Below are 17,171 nucleotides of genomic sequence, written 5' to 3'. Positions count from 1 at the left end.
CAATCTAATCGCCAGCCCCCCGCGCACAAAGCCAGTAGGGGGGAGCGGGCGGCGCGCTCAGGAGCGCTCGGGAGCGGGGCCCAGGTTGGCGATGGCGTCGGTGCCCAGGTCCTGGAGGAGTTCGGGGGCCGAGAGGCGCTGGCCGGGCTCGACCCAGCCCAGGCTTTCGGCCAGGTAGCCGATGACCGCCGGCGCGTCCATGCCCTGGTCCTTGAGGAGATCGAGGGCGTCGGAGCCGTCACGCTTGGACATGCGCTCGCCAGTGGCGTCGCGCATCAGGGGCACGTGCCAGAAGCGGGGGGCGGGTTGTTCAAAGATCTCAAAGAGCGCGATCTGGCGAGCGGTGGAGTCCAGCAGATCGTCGCCGCGGACCACGTCGGTGATGCCCATCAGGGCGTCGTCCAGGACCACGGCCAGCTGGTAGGCGAAGATGTCGTCGGCGCGGCGCAGCACGAAATCTCCCACCTCACGGCCCAGGTGCTGGTGTTGGGGGCCGCAGACGCGATCGTCGAAGTGGATCGTGCGCTCCTCGACCACCAGGCGCCAGGCCGGCAGGCGCTCGGGGCGGCGGGCCTGGCGGGCGGCGCGCTCTGCGGGGGATAGGGCGCGGCAGGTCCCCGGGTAGATGATGCCCGTGGGGCCATGCGGGGCGCTGGCCGCCTGGGCGATGTCGCGGCGAGAGCAGTAACAGGGGTAGACGCGACGGCGGTCCTGGAGGCGTTGGAGCGCGGCCTGGTAGAGGCTCAGGCGCTCCGACTGGAGGTAGGGGCCGGAGGGGCCGCCCTGCTCGGGGCCTTCGTCCCAGTCGAGGCCGAGCCAGCGCAGGTCGGCCAGGAGTTTTTCGGTGCTTCCCGGGCGCACCCGGGGCCGGTCGAGATCTTCGATGCGCAGGATAAAGCGGGCACCGGCCTGGCGGGCTTGCAGCCAGGCCAGGAGCGCGGTGCGGAGGTTGCCGGCGTGCAGATCGCCGGTGGGGCTGGGCGCGTAGCGCCCGGCGGGGCCCTGGCGGCGCAGGGCTTCGGCCCGGGCAAAGAGGACGTCGAGATCGGGAAGGGTCATAGGGCTATCAGGAGGCAGCGGTCATCCACATCGCGGGCACCCTAACATAGACGCCGGGTGCGTGCTGCCCCCGTGCGCGCTTAAGGTCGGGTGGGAAAGGCGGAGCTGGGCGCCGGGGTATCGGGGGCGACCCGGGGCGCCGGGGGGGCTTTGGGAGGCGCGGCCTCAGGCTCCTCGGTGGCCTCGGTCTCGGGCTCCTCGGTGGCGTCCGTGGCCGCGGTGGCCTCGGCCTCAGCGTCGCTTTGTGGCGAGTCTTCGGCGGTGGAGATCGCGGTGGTCTCGGGCTGGTTTTCGGCTACTTCGTCGGGGGCCTGGCGGGGCTCCTCGACTTCGCAGTTGGCGCGCACCGGGCAGAACTCGTCGGGCTGGCCGCCCAGGTAGCTCTGGGGCGGCATGCGCACAAAGGTGTGCTCCGGGCGCAGCCGGAAGCGCCCGGCGGGGATCTGGGCTTCGGCGGCTTCCATCGCCGCGACCTCCGAGGCGAAGGGGCCGATGAGGCGCGCGGTGGGGGCCTCGTAATGCTCGATCTGCACCTGGCGGGTTTCGGCGTCGCCGGCGAAACGCCCGCCGGCGGCCTGCCACTCCACCGTGGCGGTCTTGCCGGTGGGGTAGCGCACCTCGGAGAGGGAGACCAGAACCACGCCAAAGAAGGGGCCGTTCTCAGGCGGGCTTAAGTCCTGGCGGGTGTACGAGAAGACGATGGCGCCGGCCAGGTTCTGGTCGTCGCGAAAGGCGCAGCGCTGCTCGGTGCGCACGACGCGGATGGGGGCGCGTTTATGGTCGAGGGCGACCTTCACCCGGGCCAGATCGATGTCGTGGCGCCCCACGTAGAGGATGTCGCCCTGGCGAGCGTCGTGGGTGGTGAAGAGGGCGAAGATGGGGGAGTGGGCGTTGGGGCGCTCGGCGAAGAAGCAGTGGGCGGCGTGGGTGGCGCGCCCGCGCAGCCGGCGTTGAGCGATGCCCTCGGTGTTTACGGGATCGACGCTGACGGTATGCCAGCCCAGGCGCCCCTGGTAGGGGCCCTCCGCCGATTCCAGGATGGCCGGCTCGCGGTGGGGGTGTTCCGGGGTGGGGCCGTGGGCGATCTCGGTGATCGGGCGCGGGGCGTTGCCGGTGTAGCTCATCCGCTGGGCGATGGTGGCCTGCTCGGCGGCCAGGTGCACCAGGAGCTCCGCGCGGCGCAGCGGCGGTTGGATGCAGTCCTCGCAGGCCGGCGCCTCGGGCTCGGGTGGCGGGGCGCTGGCGCAGGACCACACGCCGATCAACGAGCAGATGAGCGCGGCAATGAGCAGTGCGTGGCGTGGCATCCTCTCCCCCTTAGGTGATGCGGTCACAGGCGCGCCCTTAGTTGGTGCATGGGGCGCGTTAACGTATTGAACTCTCAAGGGAATTTAATCACCCCGTCAGGGCGCGAAAAATGCATGGCGAGGATTGACTGCCTGGGAAGCGAGCACAAGATCGCGCCACGCGAAGCAGTCGAGTGTCGCGGGTTCTTGTTTGAGTTGGGCCGCCGGGGAGACACGCATGATTTTGATCACGGGCAGTCAGACGCCTTTTGTAAAACAGGCGCTTTTTGAGAAGGGGTTTCAGGTCCAGACGATTCGCGCCGGGGAGCCCGGTGGGGAGCCCGGTGTCGACCCGGAGACGGAGCTGGTGGTGATCGAGGGGGACGCCGCCGGGTTGAGCCAGTGGCTCGGCGCGCAGCGCCCTAGCCAGCCCCGGGTGGGGCGAAGGCTGCGGGTGGGGTTTACCTACAACGTCAAGCGGGGGCTCGACGGGGATCAGGAGGCCGAGTTTGATTCGCCGCGCACCATCTCGGCGATTGTCGAGGCGCTGGAGGGCTGGGGCTACGAGGTGGTGCCGATCGAGGCCCGCGGCGACCTGCCGGCGCGCCTCGATGAGGTGATGCCCGATCTGGTGTTCAACATCGCCGAGGGCTGGCAGGGGCGCAGCCGCGAGAGCCAGGTGCCGGCGATGCTGGAGTACCGGGGCATTCCCTTTGTGGGCAGCGACTCGGTGGCCATCGCCATCACGCTCGACAAGGTGTTGGCCAAGCGTCTGGTGGCCCAGGCCGGGTTGGACACCCCGGCCTTTCAGGTCTTTCAGGCGGCCGACATCCCGCTGAGCCCGGGGCTGAGCTTTCCGCTGATCGTTAAGCCGGCCTGCGAGGGCTCCAGCAAGGGCATCGGGCAGGGCGCGGTGGTGCACGATGAGGAGGCGTTGCGCGCCCGGGTGCGCTATCTGCGCGAGCGCTACAACCAGCCCGCCCTGGTCGAGGCCTACATCCCGGGGCGCGAGTTCACCGTGGCGATGATCGGCAACGGGGCTGAGCCCTGCGTGTTGCCGATTCTGGAGGTGGCGTTCAACGAGGCTGCCGGGGCCTTTCCGGTGTACAGCTACGAGATCAAGCAAGAGCTGGTGGCCGGGGCGCGCTACCTCTGCCCGGCGCCCCTGGAGCCGGAGTTGAGCGCGCGGATTGCGGCGCGGGCCCGGGAGGTGTTTGCGGCGCTGGAGCTGCGGGACTTAGCGCGGGTGGATTTTCGTCTGGCCGACGAGGGCACGATTCATTTTCTGGAGGTCAACCCCCTGCCGGGGCTCACGCCGGACTACAGCGATGTATGCCTGATCGCCGCGGCGGCCGGGCTGAGCTACCAGGCGTTGATCGGGCACCTGATGGGGGCGGCGCTCACGCGGATGGGGCTCGATCCGGAGCAGCGTCCCGGGCTGGTGCCGCTGAGCACGCTGGCCGCCGGGATGGGGCCGGGGGAGGCGGCGGGTTGAGCGAACTGGCGAGCGGGCAGGAGGGCAGACCCCGCGGCCGCAGGCCGCGGGCGCGGGAGGCCGGCGTGCGCATCGGGCGGCTGCCCTGCGGGCCGCTCAACGCCATCACCGACGTGAGCGGCGTCAAGGTCGGGCACCGTACCTTGATGTCTTACGACGGGCAGGTGCGCAGCGGGGTGACCGCGATCCTGCCCAATGACAACCCCTACGAAGAGCGGGTCATCGGCGGCAGCTTCACGCTCAACGGCGCCGGGGAGGTCTCCGGGCTGGTGCAGGTCCATGAGTGGGGGGTGATGGAGACGCCGATTTGCCTGACGAACACGCTGAGCGTGGGGCTGGTGCAAGACGCGGTGGTGCAGTGGATGGTGCGCCGCCACCCCGAGATCGGCCGCCGCGGCGATGTGCCCATCCCCCTGGTTGGCGAGTGCGACGACTCCTGGCTCAACGACATCGCCGGGGGACACCTCAAGGCGCAGCATGTGTACGAGGCGCTGGATCGCGCCCGGGGCGGGCGCGTGCGCGAGGGCAACGTGGGCGGCGGCACCGGCATGATCACCTGCGACTTCAAGGCCGGCATCGGCACCTCCTCCCGGCGTTTTGGTCCGCCGGAGACCCTCTACACCCTGGGCGTGCTGGTGCAGTCGAACTTCGGGGTGATGGACGACCTGCGCATTGCCGGGGTGCCGGTGGGCGCGGCGCTGGAGCGCCGCGCGGGCAGCTACCCGCGGCGCCGGACCAATTACGGCAGCATCATCGTGGTCTTTGCCACCGACGCGCCCCTCTTGCCCAAACAGCTGGAGCGGGTGGCCAAGCGCTGCGCGTTGGGGCTGGGGAGGGTGGGCAGCATGGCCGCGCACGGCTCTGGCGAGATCGTATTGGGCTTCTCCACCACCAACATCGTACCGCGTCACCCGGTGGGGTGGACCGGCTCGCTGGTGTACCTGCACGACCAGCACACCCGCGATCTCTACGAAGCGGCCATCGAGGCCACCGAAGAGGCCGTGGTCAACAGCCTCTTCGCCGCCGAGTCGATGTCGGGCTTTCTGGGGCGTTTTGTGCCGGCCCTGCCCCTCGACGAGGTCGTTGCCCTGATGGGCGAGCGATCCTCGCCGGGGGCTTAAACCCGCAGCAGGGAGCTTTTAGCGCTCGTCGGCGCCTTCCAGGTTCAGTCCCCCTGGCGAGGCGTAGGAGACGTGGCAGGCGTAGCCGTAGCCGATCACCCCGAAGGGCTCCTCGCCACTGAGCGTATGGAAGCCGGCGTCGACCTGGAGGGTGGCTACTTCAAAGCGCCCGCGGCTGCCCACCAGCTCCCAGCGCGAGGCGGCGATGGGCTCACCATCCAGGCGCACCTCGCGCCCGGTGGGCACGATGATGTTGAGGTAGTCGCGCTCGTAGTTCTGAGGGGTGAGCACGATGTAGTTGTCGCGGAACTGGTCGGTGGGCACGCCCGCCGACATCGCCGGGTCTCCGATGCCGGTGGGGTTATTAAAGTCGATGCCCTCGTTGCACTCCCGGGGGATGCCCAGCCAGTTGGAGCCGACCATGTACTGCATCAGCGCCACCGGCTTGCTGGCGCCGAGCTCAAAGTGTTCCCGGGCCTCAAACTGGCGCCACTCCCCGGCGGCCAGGGTGCGCCCGTGCACCCCGTCGATGGGCGGGTCGGTCTGAATCTGGGTGCCGTCTTCGGCGGCCATCACCCGCCAGATGTCGGGCTCGGGCAGCGAGCCCACCGCCCGCGGGCTGAATTTGGAGCCCACGTAGCTGGTGCCCCAGGCCTCCACCGGCAGGAGGATCGATTCGATGTGGTCGCAGCGATTGACCCCGGCGATGACGTTGCCGCATTGGTGGCCGCCAAACACCGTGACGGGCTGCTCGGCCACGATGTGGGTGCCCGTGAGGTCGGGGCAGGGGGAGGTGGCCAGGGGAGGGCCGTTGGGGTTGGCCAGGCAGCCCTCCAACTCGGCGGCGTCGAGTTCGGCACCCGAGGTCGAGAGGTTCAGCGACTGGCCCGGGGCCAGCTCAAAGACCCGCTCCTCGCCAGCGGCGATCGCCGGCACGTCGGGCCCGCCGATGACCTCGGCTGAGGGGGTCACCCGCACCTGGTTGGGCTGGTTGCTGGAGTTGACCACGGTGAGGTAGCCGCGAATGCGCACGCCCCCGCCGCCGCGGTAGTACCAGCTCATCCCGAAGTACTCGCGCCCCACCGAGTTGGTGGGCAGGAGCAGGGTGCCGTCGTTGGAGTAGACGTCGATGTTGTTGAGCGGGTTGAACTGGTGGGCGACCACCGGAATCGAGGCGGTGATGCGGATGGCCCGGTCGTTGAACACCCGGGTGCCGGAGTGGTCGTAGCCCACCGGGATCGAGAAGATGCGTGCCTGGCCCGGGGGGATGGTCGTGTCGAAGGGCTGGCCTTCGCTATCGTTGAGGATCTCGCGATCGGTGGCGCCCTCAAAGAGGCGCACCCGGGCGTCGAGCTCTTCATTGGGGTTGGTGATGACCACGGCGTGGGGCTGGCTTAAGGCCTCTTCGAAGTTGTCCAGGTCCGCCGACCAGTACTCACAGCCGATGTAGCTGGAGACCTTGGTGGAGAGCTCGCAGAGCTCCTCGCAGGTGCCATCAAAGCATTCGGTGCCCGAGGGGCAGCGCTGACCGGGCACGTAGGCGCCGGCCTGGTTGCAGACTTCGAGCTGCTCGCGGGTCAGGCAGCGATTGAGCCCGGGCTGGCACTCCGGCTGGCCACACTGGCCGTCCTGGCAGGCCGCGCCGCCGGGGCACGCCGCTTCCTGGTAGCCGGTGCCGGTGGCGTTGCAGAAGCGCTGCAGACCCTGGTCGGTGCAGGCATCAAAGGCCCCGGGTTGGCAGAGCTGGGCCGAACAGCTGGCCGAGCTCGCGTCGCAGCGCAACTCTCCCTGGCAGACGGTCTGCTCCCAGCCGCTGGCATCGGGGCGGCAGACCTCCAGGGTGACGGCGTCGTCGCAGCGGGCCTCGCCGGGCACGCAGAGCGCCGGGACGTCGGGCTCGGTGTCGCCGGCGTCGGTCGGCACGTCGGTGTCGGGACCGGTGGCCGGATCGACCGGTGAGGAGCAGGCCATCGCCCCGGCGAAAACCGTCGGGATGGCAAGGAGGAGCAGGTGTGAAAAGATGCGCACGTCGTGACCCTGGTGGGAGAAAACAAAACACGCGGCCGAGCAGACAACAGCGTCGGTCGCGTGCTTTATGCCGGTGAGCGCCCGCAGGCCCTCTCCTGGGGAGGAGAGGGCGCCGGGCCGGTGGCCGCCGGGCGGCCACCGGGGCCTGCGATCAGGCCGGGGCCTTGGCAGACGATTCGGGGGTGCGCTGGCGAGGCGCGTCGTCGGCGGCCGCCTCAGGCTTTTTTTCGGCCTTCTTAGCCTGGTCGACGTGGGTCTTCTTAAAGGTCTCGGCCGGGGGATGGTGGTAGGCCGGGTCCATCAGGCACTCGCGCATCGTCGTGACCAATTTGCCGATGTGGTAGCCGTCGTAGCAGCGGTGATCCAAGGTAAAGGACGAGCTCATCACCTGGGTGACCTTGACCTCGCCATCGACCACGGCCGGGGCCTCGTAGATGGCGCCGGGCAGGAGCACCAGCGGGGTGCGCGAGGCCGGGACCAGGGGGGCCAGCCCCAGGCGGATATTAAAGGGCGCGCAGTTGGTGACCATGCCGCTGCCGAAGGGGTCGTCGCGGATGCCCAGCTTCCCTAAGTCCACCGGCACCACGAAGGTCAGGATATCGACCAGGCGCATCACCGTGGGCAGGAGTAGCGGCGGAATCTTGTCGATCATCGACTTGGTCTGCTCGATCTCCTCGTCCTGGCCCTTGCGCACCCGGGTGGCGCGGGAGTGCAGGTACTCGGCGATCTCGACGATGGAGAGGCGGTCGGCGTTGCGGATCTTCACCCCGCTTAAGTCGGCGTCTTTGCCGTCGCCGCCGGCCACGGCCACCTGGCAGAAGATGTCGACGTTTTCGCGCTGCATCACCCGGTTGCCCACCACGATGGAGTTGAGCTCGGGGTAGAGCGCAAACATCAGCGCCATCGATTTGACCAGGTAGGCCGTCATGGTGACCTTCTGCCCGGAGTACTCGCTGACCTCTTCCAGGTAGGTGAGGATCTTGTCGGCCGGATGGGTCTCGTGGCCGTAGACCGTGGGGTCGGAGGGGCGAGTCCACATGCCCACCGAGAGCTTGCGCCAGGAGGATGAGCGCTTGGGTTTTTTCCAGAGTTTGGCCATGGAGGGCTCCTTCAAGGGGAAGAGGTCTGCCGGGGCATTCCGGGTCAGCGTCGTTGCCAGATCGATAGCGGGAGCGAATGTATCGCCCGTCGGGGCGACCATCAAGCAGGTAGCGCCCTGAGGAGGAGAGGCGCTGGAGCGGGCCGGGGAGGTTGATGGCAGCCGGCGGAGGCACGTAGGTTGAGCCGGTGGGGCGCTCGCTGTGGCGAGCGTGCGTTCCGGAGCGCTTTAAGGGTGATGGGTGTGGGGTGGTGGGAGCGGTGCGGGGTGGATTTTTGGGATGCGAGGTGAGGATGCGAGCCAGAGAGATGGTGCGAAGGAGCGTGGCGCTGGCGCTCTTGCTGGTGGTGATGGGCGGGGCGGTTGAGGCCCGGGCCGGCGGGTTTTCTCAGGGCGTTCAGGGCGGGGCGTCGGCCGGGGTGGCCGGGGCGCTGACCGCGCGCCCCGACGTGCCGGAGGCCGGCTACTACAACCCGGCCGGCTTCGTGCTGGGCCGGGGCTGGGCGGTGGAGCTGGGGGCGGGCGCGATCTTCCCCACCCTCTTTCATGTCGACCCGCGCACCGGGGAGCGCACCCGGGCCGAAAACGAGCTGGCGCTGGTGCCCCATCTTCACGCCCGCGCCCGGCTCGGCAAGCGGTGGGGAGTGGGGCTGAGCGTGGGAATTCCCTACGCCAGCAGCCTGCGCTGGCCCGCGGGCTGGGAGGGGCAGGCCGAAGCCGGGGCCCTGAGCCTGCGGGCCTGGGAGGTGGCCCCATCGCTGGCTTTTCGCCCGACCCGCTGGCTGGCCCTGGCTGCCGGCCCGCGCCTGTTGCGGGCCGGGGTCGGCCTGGAGCGCGCGGTCGACGTGGCCGAGAACCCGCAGCAGGCGCAGATGACTCTCAAGGCCGGCGCCTTTGGCCTGGGCGCACAGGTGGGCCTGTGGGCCAACCCCTGGCGCTCGCTGAACCTGGGGCTGAGCTGGCGCTCGGCGGTCCGGCTCAACATGGAGGGCCCGGCGGAGCTCGCGCACCTCTCGCCAGAACTCGCCGCCGAGCTTGGCGACACCCGGGCCTCCACCTCCCTGGGGCTCCCCGACCGCCTGGTACTCGGGCTGGCCTGGGAGCTCAGCGCCCAGGGCATCGTCAGCCTGGATCTGGAGTATCAGCGCTGGAGCTCCCACGAGCACTTCGAGGTCGACTTCGACGACGCCCGAGTCGCAGACCTCTCGGAGTCCCGCGACTGGCGCGACACCATCACCATGCGTCTGGGCCTGGAATACGGGTCGCCGGTCAATGGCCTGACCCTGCGCTCGGGCTTTGCCATCGATCCCTCCCCGGCGCCTCCCGGCGCGCTCTCCCCGGCCCAGCCCGAGACCGACCGCTACATCGCCTCGCTGGGCCTGGCCTACGACGTCGCCGAACGCCTGCGGGTGAACCTGGCCTACAACTACGTGATCTTAAGCCAGACATCCGCCGGCACCGAGGCTTACCCGGGCATCTACGATGGCTTCTCGCATGTGCTGGTGTTGAGTGTGCGGGCGAAGTGAGAAGGGCCGGCGGGCATTCCGGTTAGGGTGTTGGTGGGAGTGTTTGTTGGGTTTTGTGGTGTGTGGGGTCTGGGGGGATTGGTTTTTCGTAAGTCGTGCCCACCGCTTGCTCCCCACCACGCTCTTTTGCTACCTAACCTCTCGATGAATTCAACGTCGTTTGTCGCCTGAGCTTGTTGCTCGCAGCGCTCGCCACACAGGTCTTGAAACCCCGGTGGGGGCGACGGCTGCGTGCGCGGTCGGCGCGACGTTTTGTGTGGGTGTGTCACGAGAGGAGCAAGTGATGAAGACCGGTTGGAAGTTCGGGCGTGCCGCGCTGGCGGTGTCGTTGATGGTGGGTGTGGTGGGTTGCGCCGAAGGCGGCATCTTTGGTGGCTCGGGTGAGGATGAGGACATCCGCGTCGACACGCGCCCGGACACGGGCAACCTCCTCGACGCTGGCGAGGATGCCGGCGAGGTAGGGGACGATGCCGGCAACCTCCCGGATGCTGGTGGCGAGCCCGATACCAACACCGAGCCCGACACCAACACCGAGCCGGATGCCGACATCACGCCCGATCCAACCTGTGCCGACCTGCTGGATACGAATTCGACCTGGACCCTGCCGCTGGTCGGCCAGGCGCAGCTTCAGGCGCGTCTGGCCTTCGACGGGGAAGGCGTGTGGGTGACCTACGTGCAGCGCCCCGGCGAATCCGGTACGCCGGAGCGGGTGTACGCCGCAAAGATGGGGTGCGACGCCGAGCTTCTGGTCGAGCCCTTTGAGGTCTCCACCACCCCGGAAGCCCGTAGCATCCAGCCCTCGCTGGCTTTGAGCGAGACGACGCTCTTTGTGGTGTGGACCGAGGATGACGTCGATCGCACCATCCACGCGCGCACCTTTGATCTCGACGGTACGCCGCGCCAGGCCGAGTCTTTTGCCGTGACACCGATTTTGAGCTCCGGCGATGCCATCAATACCATCTGGCAGCCCGATGTCGCGGTGCTCGGCGACGACGAAGCCATACTCGCCGCCTCCGCCTTGACCCAGGAGGGGGCGCGCCTGGTGCTGCAGCGCTTTAACGCCGATGGCGAGCGCCTGCTCGACGGGTTTTTCCCCTATCCGGTCGACCTCTACGGCGACCAGACCGACCCGAGCGTGGCCGCCAACGACAGCCGCCTCATCACCATGAGCTTTGTGGGCGGCTCCTCCGACGCCCCTCGGGTCTACCACGGCCAGATCTTAGCCGGCGGAACCAAAGCCACCCCCGCCCAGGCCATCGTCGCGCACCCAACCGTTGCGATAAATCGCAGCGGTCGCCTCTCCAAAGCCCAGAACAACGGCCGCCACTGGCTGGCGTTCAGCGGCGGCACGGGATTCGGCAACACCATCCTCGTGAAAGATGGCTCCCGCATGAGTGTGGGGAGTGACTACGCCTCCAGCGCCGTCGGTAACCGCGAGGCGCTCCTGGGCGATGTGGCCGCCTCCCCCACCGGCGGTGCGGTGGCCTGGATCACTCGCCAGTCCAGCAGCACCGCCCTCAACGTGCATGCGCGCCGCTTCCTCGCCAACGCCTCCGGCGACTTCACCTCCCAGGCCGGCCGCGTCGACCTGCACAGCGGCGACCAGGCCCGGATGCCCTACGGCGTGAGCATCGACCACGTGGCGGGCTCGGTCTACGTGGTGCTGTGGGGCGAGGGCTCCGCTCCTAACACGCAGCGGGTGCAGGGGCGATTTGTGAATCTTAATTGAGCGTGATCAGGGGGGGCACTATAAACGAGCCGAAACCGTGCGGGAGAATGCCGATGACCCACGCAAAAGAAGACCTGGTTGCGTTTATTCGCGAGCTTCCAGATGACCTGACCTACGGAGAAATGATGCAGGAGATTATGCTCTACATGCATTATGTTCATCACGTCCGGTCGTTGGCTGAGCGCGGAGAGCGCGACATCGACGAGGGGCGAACGATGTCCCATAAACTCCTGAAGAAGAAGCGGGGGCTCGGTTGAGCGTCAGGCTTCACGTTGCTCACACCTCTTTCACTCAAGCCCCCCATTCCATGCCCGCATTCATCATGAACAAACCCCCCGGCTGCATCACCGCCCGGGTGGATTTTGAGGACCGCCCCACGGTCTACGACCACGTGCCGAAGCATTTTGAGCCCCTGCCACACGTGGGCCGCCTCGACTTCAACACCGAAGGGCTCTTGCTCTTCACCGACGACGGCAAACTCGCCCAGGCCCTGCTCAACAAAGACTACGCCGGCCCGACGTCGATGGAGGAGACGAGCGCGGAGCTCGCGCCCATCGAGAAGGTCTATCACGTCAAGGTCAAGGCCAAGCTCGGGCCGGACCATCCGGTGCTGGCGGCGTTGCAGGAGCCTTTGGAGTACGAGCCCGGCAAGTTCACCGCGCCGGCCACCACCGGCTGGGTGGCCGAGCGCTCCAGCTGCACCTGGATCAGCATCACCATCACCGAGGGGCGCCACCGCCAGGTGCGAAAGCTCTGCGAGCGCAGCGGCCTGCAGATCCGCAAGCTGCGCCGGGTGCGTCTGGGACCGCTGGGGCTCGGCGAGCTGAAGCTGCGCTGGTGTCGCGAGCTCACAGATGAGGAACTCACCGAGCTCTATGTGGCGGCCTTTGGCCACGACCCGCGGCCCTGGCCCGAGGGGTAAGGGGGCTGAGCAGCGCTTCTGTTCACGCCAGAACGCGAGCTAAGGGGGCTGAGCAGCGCTTCTGTTCATAACAGAACGCCAGCTAAGGGGTCTGAGTAGCGCTTCTGTTCATAACAGAACGCCAGCTAAGGGGGCTGAGTAGCGCTTCTGTTCATAACAGAACGCGAGCTAAGGGGGCTGAGTAGCGCTTCTGTTCATAACAGAACGCGAGCTAAGGGGGCTGAGTAGCGCTTCTGTTCACGACAGAATGGGAGCTAAGGGGGCTGAGTAGTGGTTCTGGCTGGCAAGAATGGCAACTGGGGGCACCGAGTAGTGGTTCTGGCTGGCAAGAATGGCAACTGGGGGCACCGAGTAGTGGTTCTGGCTGGCAAGAATGGCAACTGGGGGCACCGAGTAGTGGTTCTGGCTGGCAAGAATGGCAACTGGGCGTCCCGAGTCGTTATCCAGATCAAAAAAAACCGGCTGGCGAGGGCGCCAGCCGGTTTTTTTGATCCGATAGAGAAGGAGAAGCCGCGAGCTTCTCGAACCTATCAGGCCTGAATCTTGGAGATGTCGGCCACCCCGAAGAAGAGTTCGCGCAGCCCGGCCAGAAGTGCCAGGCGGTTATGGCGCACGGCCTCGTCGTCGGCCATGACCATCACCTCGTCGAAGAAGCGGTCGACGGGGGCTTTGAGTTCGATGAGCCGGGCGCAGGCGCCGGGCCAGTCGGCGTTGGCCAGCGCCTGGTCGACCTTCTCGCGGGTCTGGGTGAAGGCTTCAAAGAGCGTCTGTTCGGCGTCTTCCTGCAACAGCGACGCGTCGACCCGGGTGGCGAGCGGGAGGTTCTCGGCCTGTTTGTTCAGGATGTTGACCACCCGCTTAAAGCCGATGGCCAGGGGCTCGAAGTCGGCCTGGTCGCGCAGGCCGGCCAGGGCCTCGACCCGGCCGCGCACCGAGGGGATGTCTTCGACGCCGGCGGCCAGCACCGCATCGACCACGTCGGTGGGGGCGTCGTCCATCAGCAGGAAGCGCAGGCGAGTGACCAGGAAGTCTTTGACCTGGCCCTTAAGCGAGGCGGCGCCGGTGGTGAGCACGCCCGGGTTCTGGCTCTGGTAGGTGTCGATGGCCTGGTCGACCAGATCGCCCAGGGCCACCGGGTAGCCCCCGGCGTCGAGTACCCGCAGCACGCCCAGCGCGGAGCGCCGCAGCCCGTAGGGGTCGGCAGTGGAGGAGGGCACCAGCCCGATGCCGAAGCAGCCCACGATGGCGTCGAGTTTTTCGGCGATCGCCACCGCCGCGCCCACCACCGAGGCGGGCATGTCCTGGCCGGAGCCCCCGGGCAGGTACTGCTCGTAGATCGCCTGGGCGACCTCGGGGCGCTCGCCAGATTTCAGGGCGTAGGCACGGCCCATCACGCCCTGGAGGTCGGTGAACTCGAAGACCATCTGCGTGACCAGATCGGCCTTGCTCAGCAGCCCGGCGCGCTCGGCGTCGTCGCGGGATTGCCCCTCCAGGCCCAGGGCCTGGCCCACGCGTCCGGCCAGCTCCCCGATGCGTTCGGTGCGCTCCTTCATCGTGCCGACCTTGGCCAGCCAGACCACGCTCTCCAACTCCGCAAGGCGCGCGGCCAGGGGCGTCTTCAGGTCGCGATCCCAGAAGAAGCGGGCGTCGTCCAGGCGCGCCTTGAGCACCCGGAGGTTCCCCTGGGCGACCACGCGGGGGTCGCGCACCGGGGTGTTGTAGATGATCACGCAGGCGGCCATCAGCCCGCTGCCATCGGCCTTCTCGATGGCGAAGTAACGCTGGTGCGAGCGCATCGAGCTGATCAGCACCTCGGGGGGCAGCTCCAGGTAGGCTTCGCTAAAGGGGAGCGTGACGGCGAAGGGCTTCTCCACCAGGTAGGTGACCTCCTCGACAAGCTCCGGGTCGTCGATGACCTGGCCGCCCACCTGGGCGCCGTGCTCCTGAAGAGCAGCCTCGATGGTGGCCCGGCGCAGGGCCGGATCGGGCTCGACCTGGGCGGCGCGCAGATCGCTTAAGTAGCCCGCGATGGTCTGGACCTCGATGGCTTCGGGGGCGGCAAAACGATGGCCGTAGGTGTGCTCCTGGCTGGAGACGCTGGCAAAGGTCACCGGGATGAGTTGGCCACCGGCCACCGCCACGATCCAGCGCACCGGGCGAGCGAAGCTCAGCGAGAGGTCGGCCCAGCGCATGGATTTGGGGAAGTTCAGTTTGGCCAGAATCCCTTCGAGAAGCGCCGGCAAGATCTCGTGGGCCGGCTTGCCCTCCTCAAAGACCTTCGCCGCGACATACTCGCCCTTTTCCGTCTCGACGAGGTAGAGGTCTTCCACCGCTACGCCCTGTCCGCGGGCAAAGCCCAGGGCGGCTTTGGTGGGCTCACCGTCGCGAAAGGCCGCGCGGGCCGGCGGGCCGGTGCGCTCTTCCTGGAGGTCGCTGGCGGCCGGGGCCAGGTCGTCGACCAGCAGGGTCAGGCGGCGCGGGGTGCCCATGATGCGGATAGCCCCGTGGGTGAGGCGCGCGTCGAGGGCGGCTTCGGCGAAGAGGTCGCGGAGCTGGTCGAGGGCGGCGGGCACAAAGCGCGCGGGAAGCTCCTCGCAGCCGATTTCAAAGATAAATTCCATAGCATCACACCGGGGTCTGAAGCGGTTTAAACGTGGGGGGAGGCCGCCTGTGGGGCCTGTCAACTCGGCCTGTCGCTCAGCGCTGCAGGAGCGGGAAGCCCAGGGCCTCGCGCTTCTCCAGGTGGGTGCGGGCGATGCCGCGGGCCAGGTTGCGGATGCGCCCGATGTACTTCTGGCGCTCGGTTACGCTGATGGCGCCGCGGGCGTCGAGGACGTTGAAGGTATGGCTGGCCTTCATGATGTAGTCGTAGGCCGGCTGCACCAGGCCCTTGTCCATCAGGGCTTTGGCCTGGGCTTCAAACTCGTCGAACCAGCGGAAATGCAGCTCGGTGTCGGCTTCTTCGAAGTTGAAGTGGCTGAACTCCACCTCTTCCTGGTGGCGGATCTGGCCGTAGGTGACGTCTTCGGTCCATTTGAGGTCGTAGACGCTGTCGACGCCCTGCAAAAACATCGCGATGCGCTCCAGGCCGTAGGTGATCTCGGCCGGGATGGGGCTGAGCTCAATGCCGCCGACCTGCTGGAAGTAGGTGAACTGGGTGGCCTCCATCCCGTCGATCCAGACCTCCCAGCCCAGGCCCCAGGCGCCGAGGGTGGGCTGCTCCCAGTCGTCTTCGACCAGGCGCAGGTCGTGCTCCAGGGGATCGATACCGATGGCCCGCAGGCTGTCGAAGTAGAGATCGAGCACGTTGTCGGGGCCGGGCTTTAAGAGCACCTGAAACTGGAAGTAGCTGCCCAGGCGGTTGGGGTTCTCACCATAGCGCCCGTCGGTGGGGCGTCGGCAGGGCTCAACGTAGGCCACCTTCCAGGGCTCGGGTCCTAAGGCACGGAGGAAGGTGTGGGCGTTGTAGGTGCCGGCGCCTTTCTCCACGTCCCAGGGCTGGGCGACGATGCACCCCTGCTGGGCCCAGAAGTTTTGAAGGGTGAGGATAAGGTCCTGAAAGGTCGCTGCGCTCATGGTCGCTCGTGACGAGGTTAGGAGATCAGTTCAATGGAAGACATCGCGTTACGGGGGCGCCGGGCGCGAAGCGCCGGCGCGTTAAGAGCGCCGTTTATAGAGCCATTGTTAGCCCATCACAAGGCTGGCCCGGGGGCACCTGGCGAGCGGCCCCCGGCGGTGGCGGCGGTTGCCCCGATGGGGGGCCTTCTGTAGAGTGCCGGCCTTCTGCGCCCGGGCTTTGGCGTCCCTGACGCGGTGACCGGCTCGCCGGCCCCGGCCGATACCCCTTATGACCTCTGGAGACGATCGAGCGATGAGCATGTCCAAGTCTTTCCCCCAGACCCCCACCGTGGCGGTGGTGGGAGCGACCGGCGCGGTAGGCCGGGAGATGTTGGCGATTCTCCAGGAGCGCGACTTCCCGCTGGGCAAGCTGCGCCTGATGGCCTCGTCGCGCTCGGCCGGCGCGCGGGTGAACTTTGGCGGGCGCGAGGTCGAGATCGAGGACCTGGCCCAGGCCGACTTCGCCGGCGTCGACATCGTGCTCAGCTCGGCCGGCGGGGCCGTCAGCAAGGCCTTTGCCCCGCGGGCGGTGCAGGCCGGGGCGGTGGTGATCGACAACACCAGCGCCTTTCGCATGGATCCGCAGGTGCCCCTGGTGGTGCCCGAGGTCAACCCGGAGGCCATCGCCACCCACCAGGGGATCATCGCCAACCCCAACTGCTCGACGATTCAGCTGGCCTGCGTGCTCTGGCCCCTGCACCAGGCCGCGGGCCTGGAGCGGGTGGTGGTGAGCACCTACCAGTCGGCGTCGGGTGCCGGGCAAAAAGGCGTCGATGAACTCCTCTGTGGAGTGCGCGCGTACATCGACGGGGAACAAGAAGCGAAGCCGGCGACGTTTGCGCATCCGTTAGCGTTTGAAGCCCTGCCGCAGATCGATGTCTTCATGGACGACGGGTTCACCCGCGAAGAAGAAAAGATGATGCGCGAGACCCGTAAAATCATGGGACTGGACGAGCTGGAGATCGCCGCGACCTGCGTGCGGGTGCCGGTGGTCCGGGGCCATGGGGAGTCGGTGACGGTCGATCTCAAGGGGGCACTCCCGGTGGCGCAGGCGCGCGCGCTCTGGGAGCAGGCCCCCGGGATCGAGGTGTACGACGAGCCGGCGCAGGCGAAGTATCCGCTGGCGCGAAGCTCGGCGGGCACCGACCCCTGCTGGGTCGGGCGCCTGCGTCAGGACCGCGATCGCTTACAAACGCTGCATTTCTGGGTGGTTGCCGACAATTTACGTAAAGGCGCGGCGCTCAACGCCGTGCAGATTGCCGAGGCGCTCCTGACCTGAGCACCTGCC

General features: G+C 67.8%; 13 protein-coding genes. 7 read left to right on the top strand and 6 right to left on the bottom strand.

Going from position 1 to position 17,171, the window contains the following annotated elements; translation table 11 throughout:
* Nucleotides 1-57: 57 nt before the first annotated feature.
* A complete protein-coding gene (gene gluQRS / locus DL240_RS10420; protein ID WP_111729833.1) occupies nucleotides 58-1,059 on the bottom strand; it encodes a tRNA glutamyl-Q(34) synthetase GluQRS in 1,002 nt (333 codons plus the stop codon).
* A gap of 80 nt (nucleotides 1,060-1,139) precedes the next feature.
* Nucleotides 1,140-2,366, bottom strand: coding sequence for a hypothetical protein (locus tag DL240_RS10415; RefSeq protein ID WP_111729832.1), 1,227 nt, complete (start codon nucleotides 2,364-2,366; stop codon nucleotides 1,140-1,142).
* Nucleotides 2,367-2,583: 217 nt separating this feature from the next.
* Between DL240_RS10415 and DL240_RS10410 the strand changes: the two genes are divergently transcribed.
* Together DL240_RS10410 and DL240_RS10405 are read left to right on the top strand one after the other, a co-directional pair.
* The gene (locus DL240_RS10410; RefSeq protein ID WP_111729831.1) at nucleotides 2,584-3,840 is read left to right on the top strand and encodes a D-alanine--D-alanine ligase family protein; all 1,257 of its coding nucleotides are present in this window, start codon (nucleotides 2,584-2,586) and stop codon (nucleotides 3,838-3,840) included.
* On the top strand, nucleotides 3,837-4,961 hold the full coding sequence (locus tag DL240_RS10405) for a DmpA family aminopeptidase (protein WP_199589788.1): 1,125 nt from the start codon (nucleotides 3,837-3,839) through the stop codon (nucleotides 4,959-4,961). The genes DL240_RS10410 and DL240_RS10405 overlap by 4 nt, the downstream gene beginning before the upstream one ends.
* Before the next feature lie 18 nt (nucleotides 4,962-4,979).
* Here DL240_RS10405 and DL240_RS10400 read toward each other — a convergent pair whose 3' ends face one another.
* Both DL240_RS10400 and DL240_RS10395 read right to left on the bottom strand, forming a co-directional pair.
* On the bottom strand, nucleotides 4,980-6,989 hold the full coding sequence (locus tag DL240_RS10400; RefSeq protein WP_111729829.1) for an IgGFc-binding protein: 2,010 nt from the start codon (nucleotides 6,987-6,989) through the stop codon (nucleotides 4,980-4,982).
* A 151-nt stretch (nucleotides 6,990-7,140) separates the two neighbouring features.
* Nucleotides 7,141-8,088, bottom strand: a complete 948-nt coding sequence (locus tag DL240_RS10395) for a 2-oxo acid dehydrogenase subunit E2 (protein ID WP_158542477.1) — start codon at nucleotides 8,086-8,088, stop codon at nucleotides 7,141-7,143.
* A 293-nt stretch (nucleotides 8,089-8,381) separates the two neighbouring features.
* Here DL240_RS10395 and DL240_RS10390 point away from each other — a divergent pair, with 293 nt between their 5' ends.
* The 4 genes from DL240_RS10390 to DL240_RS10375 all read left to right on the top strand — a co-directional run bounded on the left by DL240_RS10390 (nucleotide 8,382) and on the right by DL240_RS10375 (nucleotide 12,265).
* Nucleotides 8,382-9,614 carry an OmpP1/FadL family transporter gene (locus DL240_RS10390; RefSeq protein ID WP_111729827.1) on the top strand — a complete coding sequence of 411 codons (1,233 nt, stop codon included), beginning with the start codon at nucleotides 8,382-8,384 and terminating at the stop codon, nucleotides 9,612-9,614.
* A 283-nt stretch (nucleotides 9,615-9,897) separates the two neighbouring features.
* Nucleotides 9,898-11,343, top strand: a complete 1,446-nt coding sequence (locus DL240_RS10385) for a hypothetical protein (RefSeq protein WP_111729826.1) — start codon at nucleotides 9,898-9,900, stop codon at nucleotides 11,341-11,343.
* A gap of 53 nt (nucleotides 11,344-11,396) precedes the next feature.
* Nucleotides 11,397-11,600: a hypothetical protein gene (locus DL240_RS10380; protein WP_111729825.1), complete on the top strand. Its 204-nt coding sequence runs from the start codon at nucleotides 11,397-11,399 to the stop codon at nucleotides 11,598-11,600.
* 65 nt (nucleotides 11,601-11,665) lie between these two features.
* Entirely contained in the window at nucleotides 11,666-12,265 is a 600-nt protein-coding gene (locus DL240_RS10375) for a pseudouridine synthase (RefSeq protein WP_158542476.1), read from the top strand.
* A 530-nt stretch (nucleotides 12,266-12,795) separates the two neighbouring features.
* On the opposite strand, the gene glyS is transcribed toward DL240_RS10375, so the two are convergent.
* Together glyS and glyQ are read right to left on the bottom strand one after the other, a co-directional pair.
* Nucleotides 12,796-14,886 carry a glycine--tRNA ligase subunit beta gene (gene glyS / locus DL240_RS10370; RefSeq protein ID WP_111729823.1) on the bottom strand — a complete coding sequence of 697 codons (2,091 nt, stop codon included), beginning with the start codon at nucleotides 14,884-14,886 and terminating at the stop codon, nucleotides 12,796-12,798.
* Nucleotides 14,887-14,962: 76 nt separating this feature from the next.
* The gene (gene glyQ / locus DL240_RS10365) at nucleotides 14,963-15,841 is read right to left on the bottom strand and encodes a glycine--tRNA ligase subunit alpha (RefSeq protein ID WP_111729822.1); all 879 of its coding nucleotides are present in this window, start codon (nucleotides 15,839-15,841) and stop codon (nucleotides 14,963-14,965) included.
* 301 nt (nucleotides 15,842-16,142) lie between these two features.
* Here glyQ and DL240_RS10360 point away from each other — a divergent pair, with 301 nt between their 5' ends.
* The gene (locus DL240_RS10360) at nucleotides 16,143-17,162 is read left to right on the top strand and encodes an aspartate-semialdehyde dehydrogenase (protein ID WP_111729821.1); all 1,020 of its coding nucleotides are present in this window, start codon (nucleotides 16,143-16,145) and stop codon (nucleotides 17,160-17,162) included.
* The last annotated feature ends 9 nt before the right edge of the window (nucleotides 17,163-17,171 follow it).

The sequence above is a fragment of the Lujinxingia litoralis genome, from assembly GCF_003260125.1.
Classification (GTDB): Bacteria; Myxococcota_A; Bradymonadia; order Bradymonadales; family Bradymonadaceae; genus Lujinxingia; species Lujinxingia litoralis.
This window is presented reverse-complemented; position numbering and strand designations above follow the sequence as displayed.

Coding starts and splice junctions, on each gene's coding strand:
- gluQRS (WP_111729833.1), bottom strand. CDS start 1,059: ATGACCCTTCCCGATCTCGACGTCCTCTTTGCCCGGGCCGAAGCCCTG.
- DL240_RS10415 (WP_111729832.1), bottom strand. CDS start 2,366: ATGCCACGCCACGCACTGCTCATTGCCGCGCTCATCTGCTCGTTGATC.
- DL240_RS10410 (WP_111729831.1), top strand. CDS start 2,584: ATGATTTTGATCACGGGCAGTCAGACGCCTTTTGTAAAACAGGCGCTT.
- DL240_RS10395 (WP_158542477.1), bottom strand. CDS start 8,088: ATGGCCAAACTCTGGAAAAAACCCAAGCGCTCATCCTCCTGGCGCAAG.
- DL240_RS10390 (WP_111729827.1), top strand. CDS start 8,382: ATGCGAGCCAGAGAGATGGTGCGAAGGAGCGTGGCGCTGGCGCTCTTG.
- DL240_RS10385 (WP_111729826.1), top strand. CDS start 9,898: ATGAAGACCGGTTGGAAGTTCGGGCGTGCCGCGCTGGCGGTGTCGTTG.
- DL240_RS10380 (WP_111729825.1), top strand. CDS start 11,397: ATGACCCACGCAAAAGAAGACCTGGTTGCGTTTATTCGCGAGCTTCCA.
- DL240_RS10375 (WP_158542476.1), top strand. CDS start 11,666: ATGAACAAACCCCCCGGCTGCATCACCGCCCGGGTGGATTTTGAGGAC.
- glyS (WP_111729823.1), bottom strand. CDS start 14,886: ATGGAATTTATCTTTGAAATCGGCTGCGAGGAGCTTCCCGCGCGCTTT.
- glyQ (WP_111729822.1), bottom strand. CDS start 15,841: ATGAGCGCAGCGACCTTTCAGGACCTTATCCTCACCCTTCAAAACTTC.
- DL240_RS10360 (WP_111729821.1), top strand. CDS start 16,143: ATGTCCAAGTCTTTCCCCCAGACCCCCACCGTGGCGGTGGTGGGAGCG.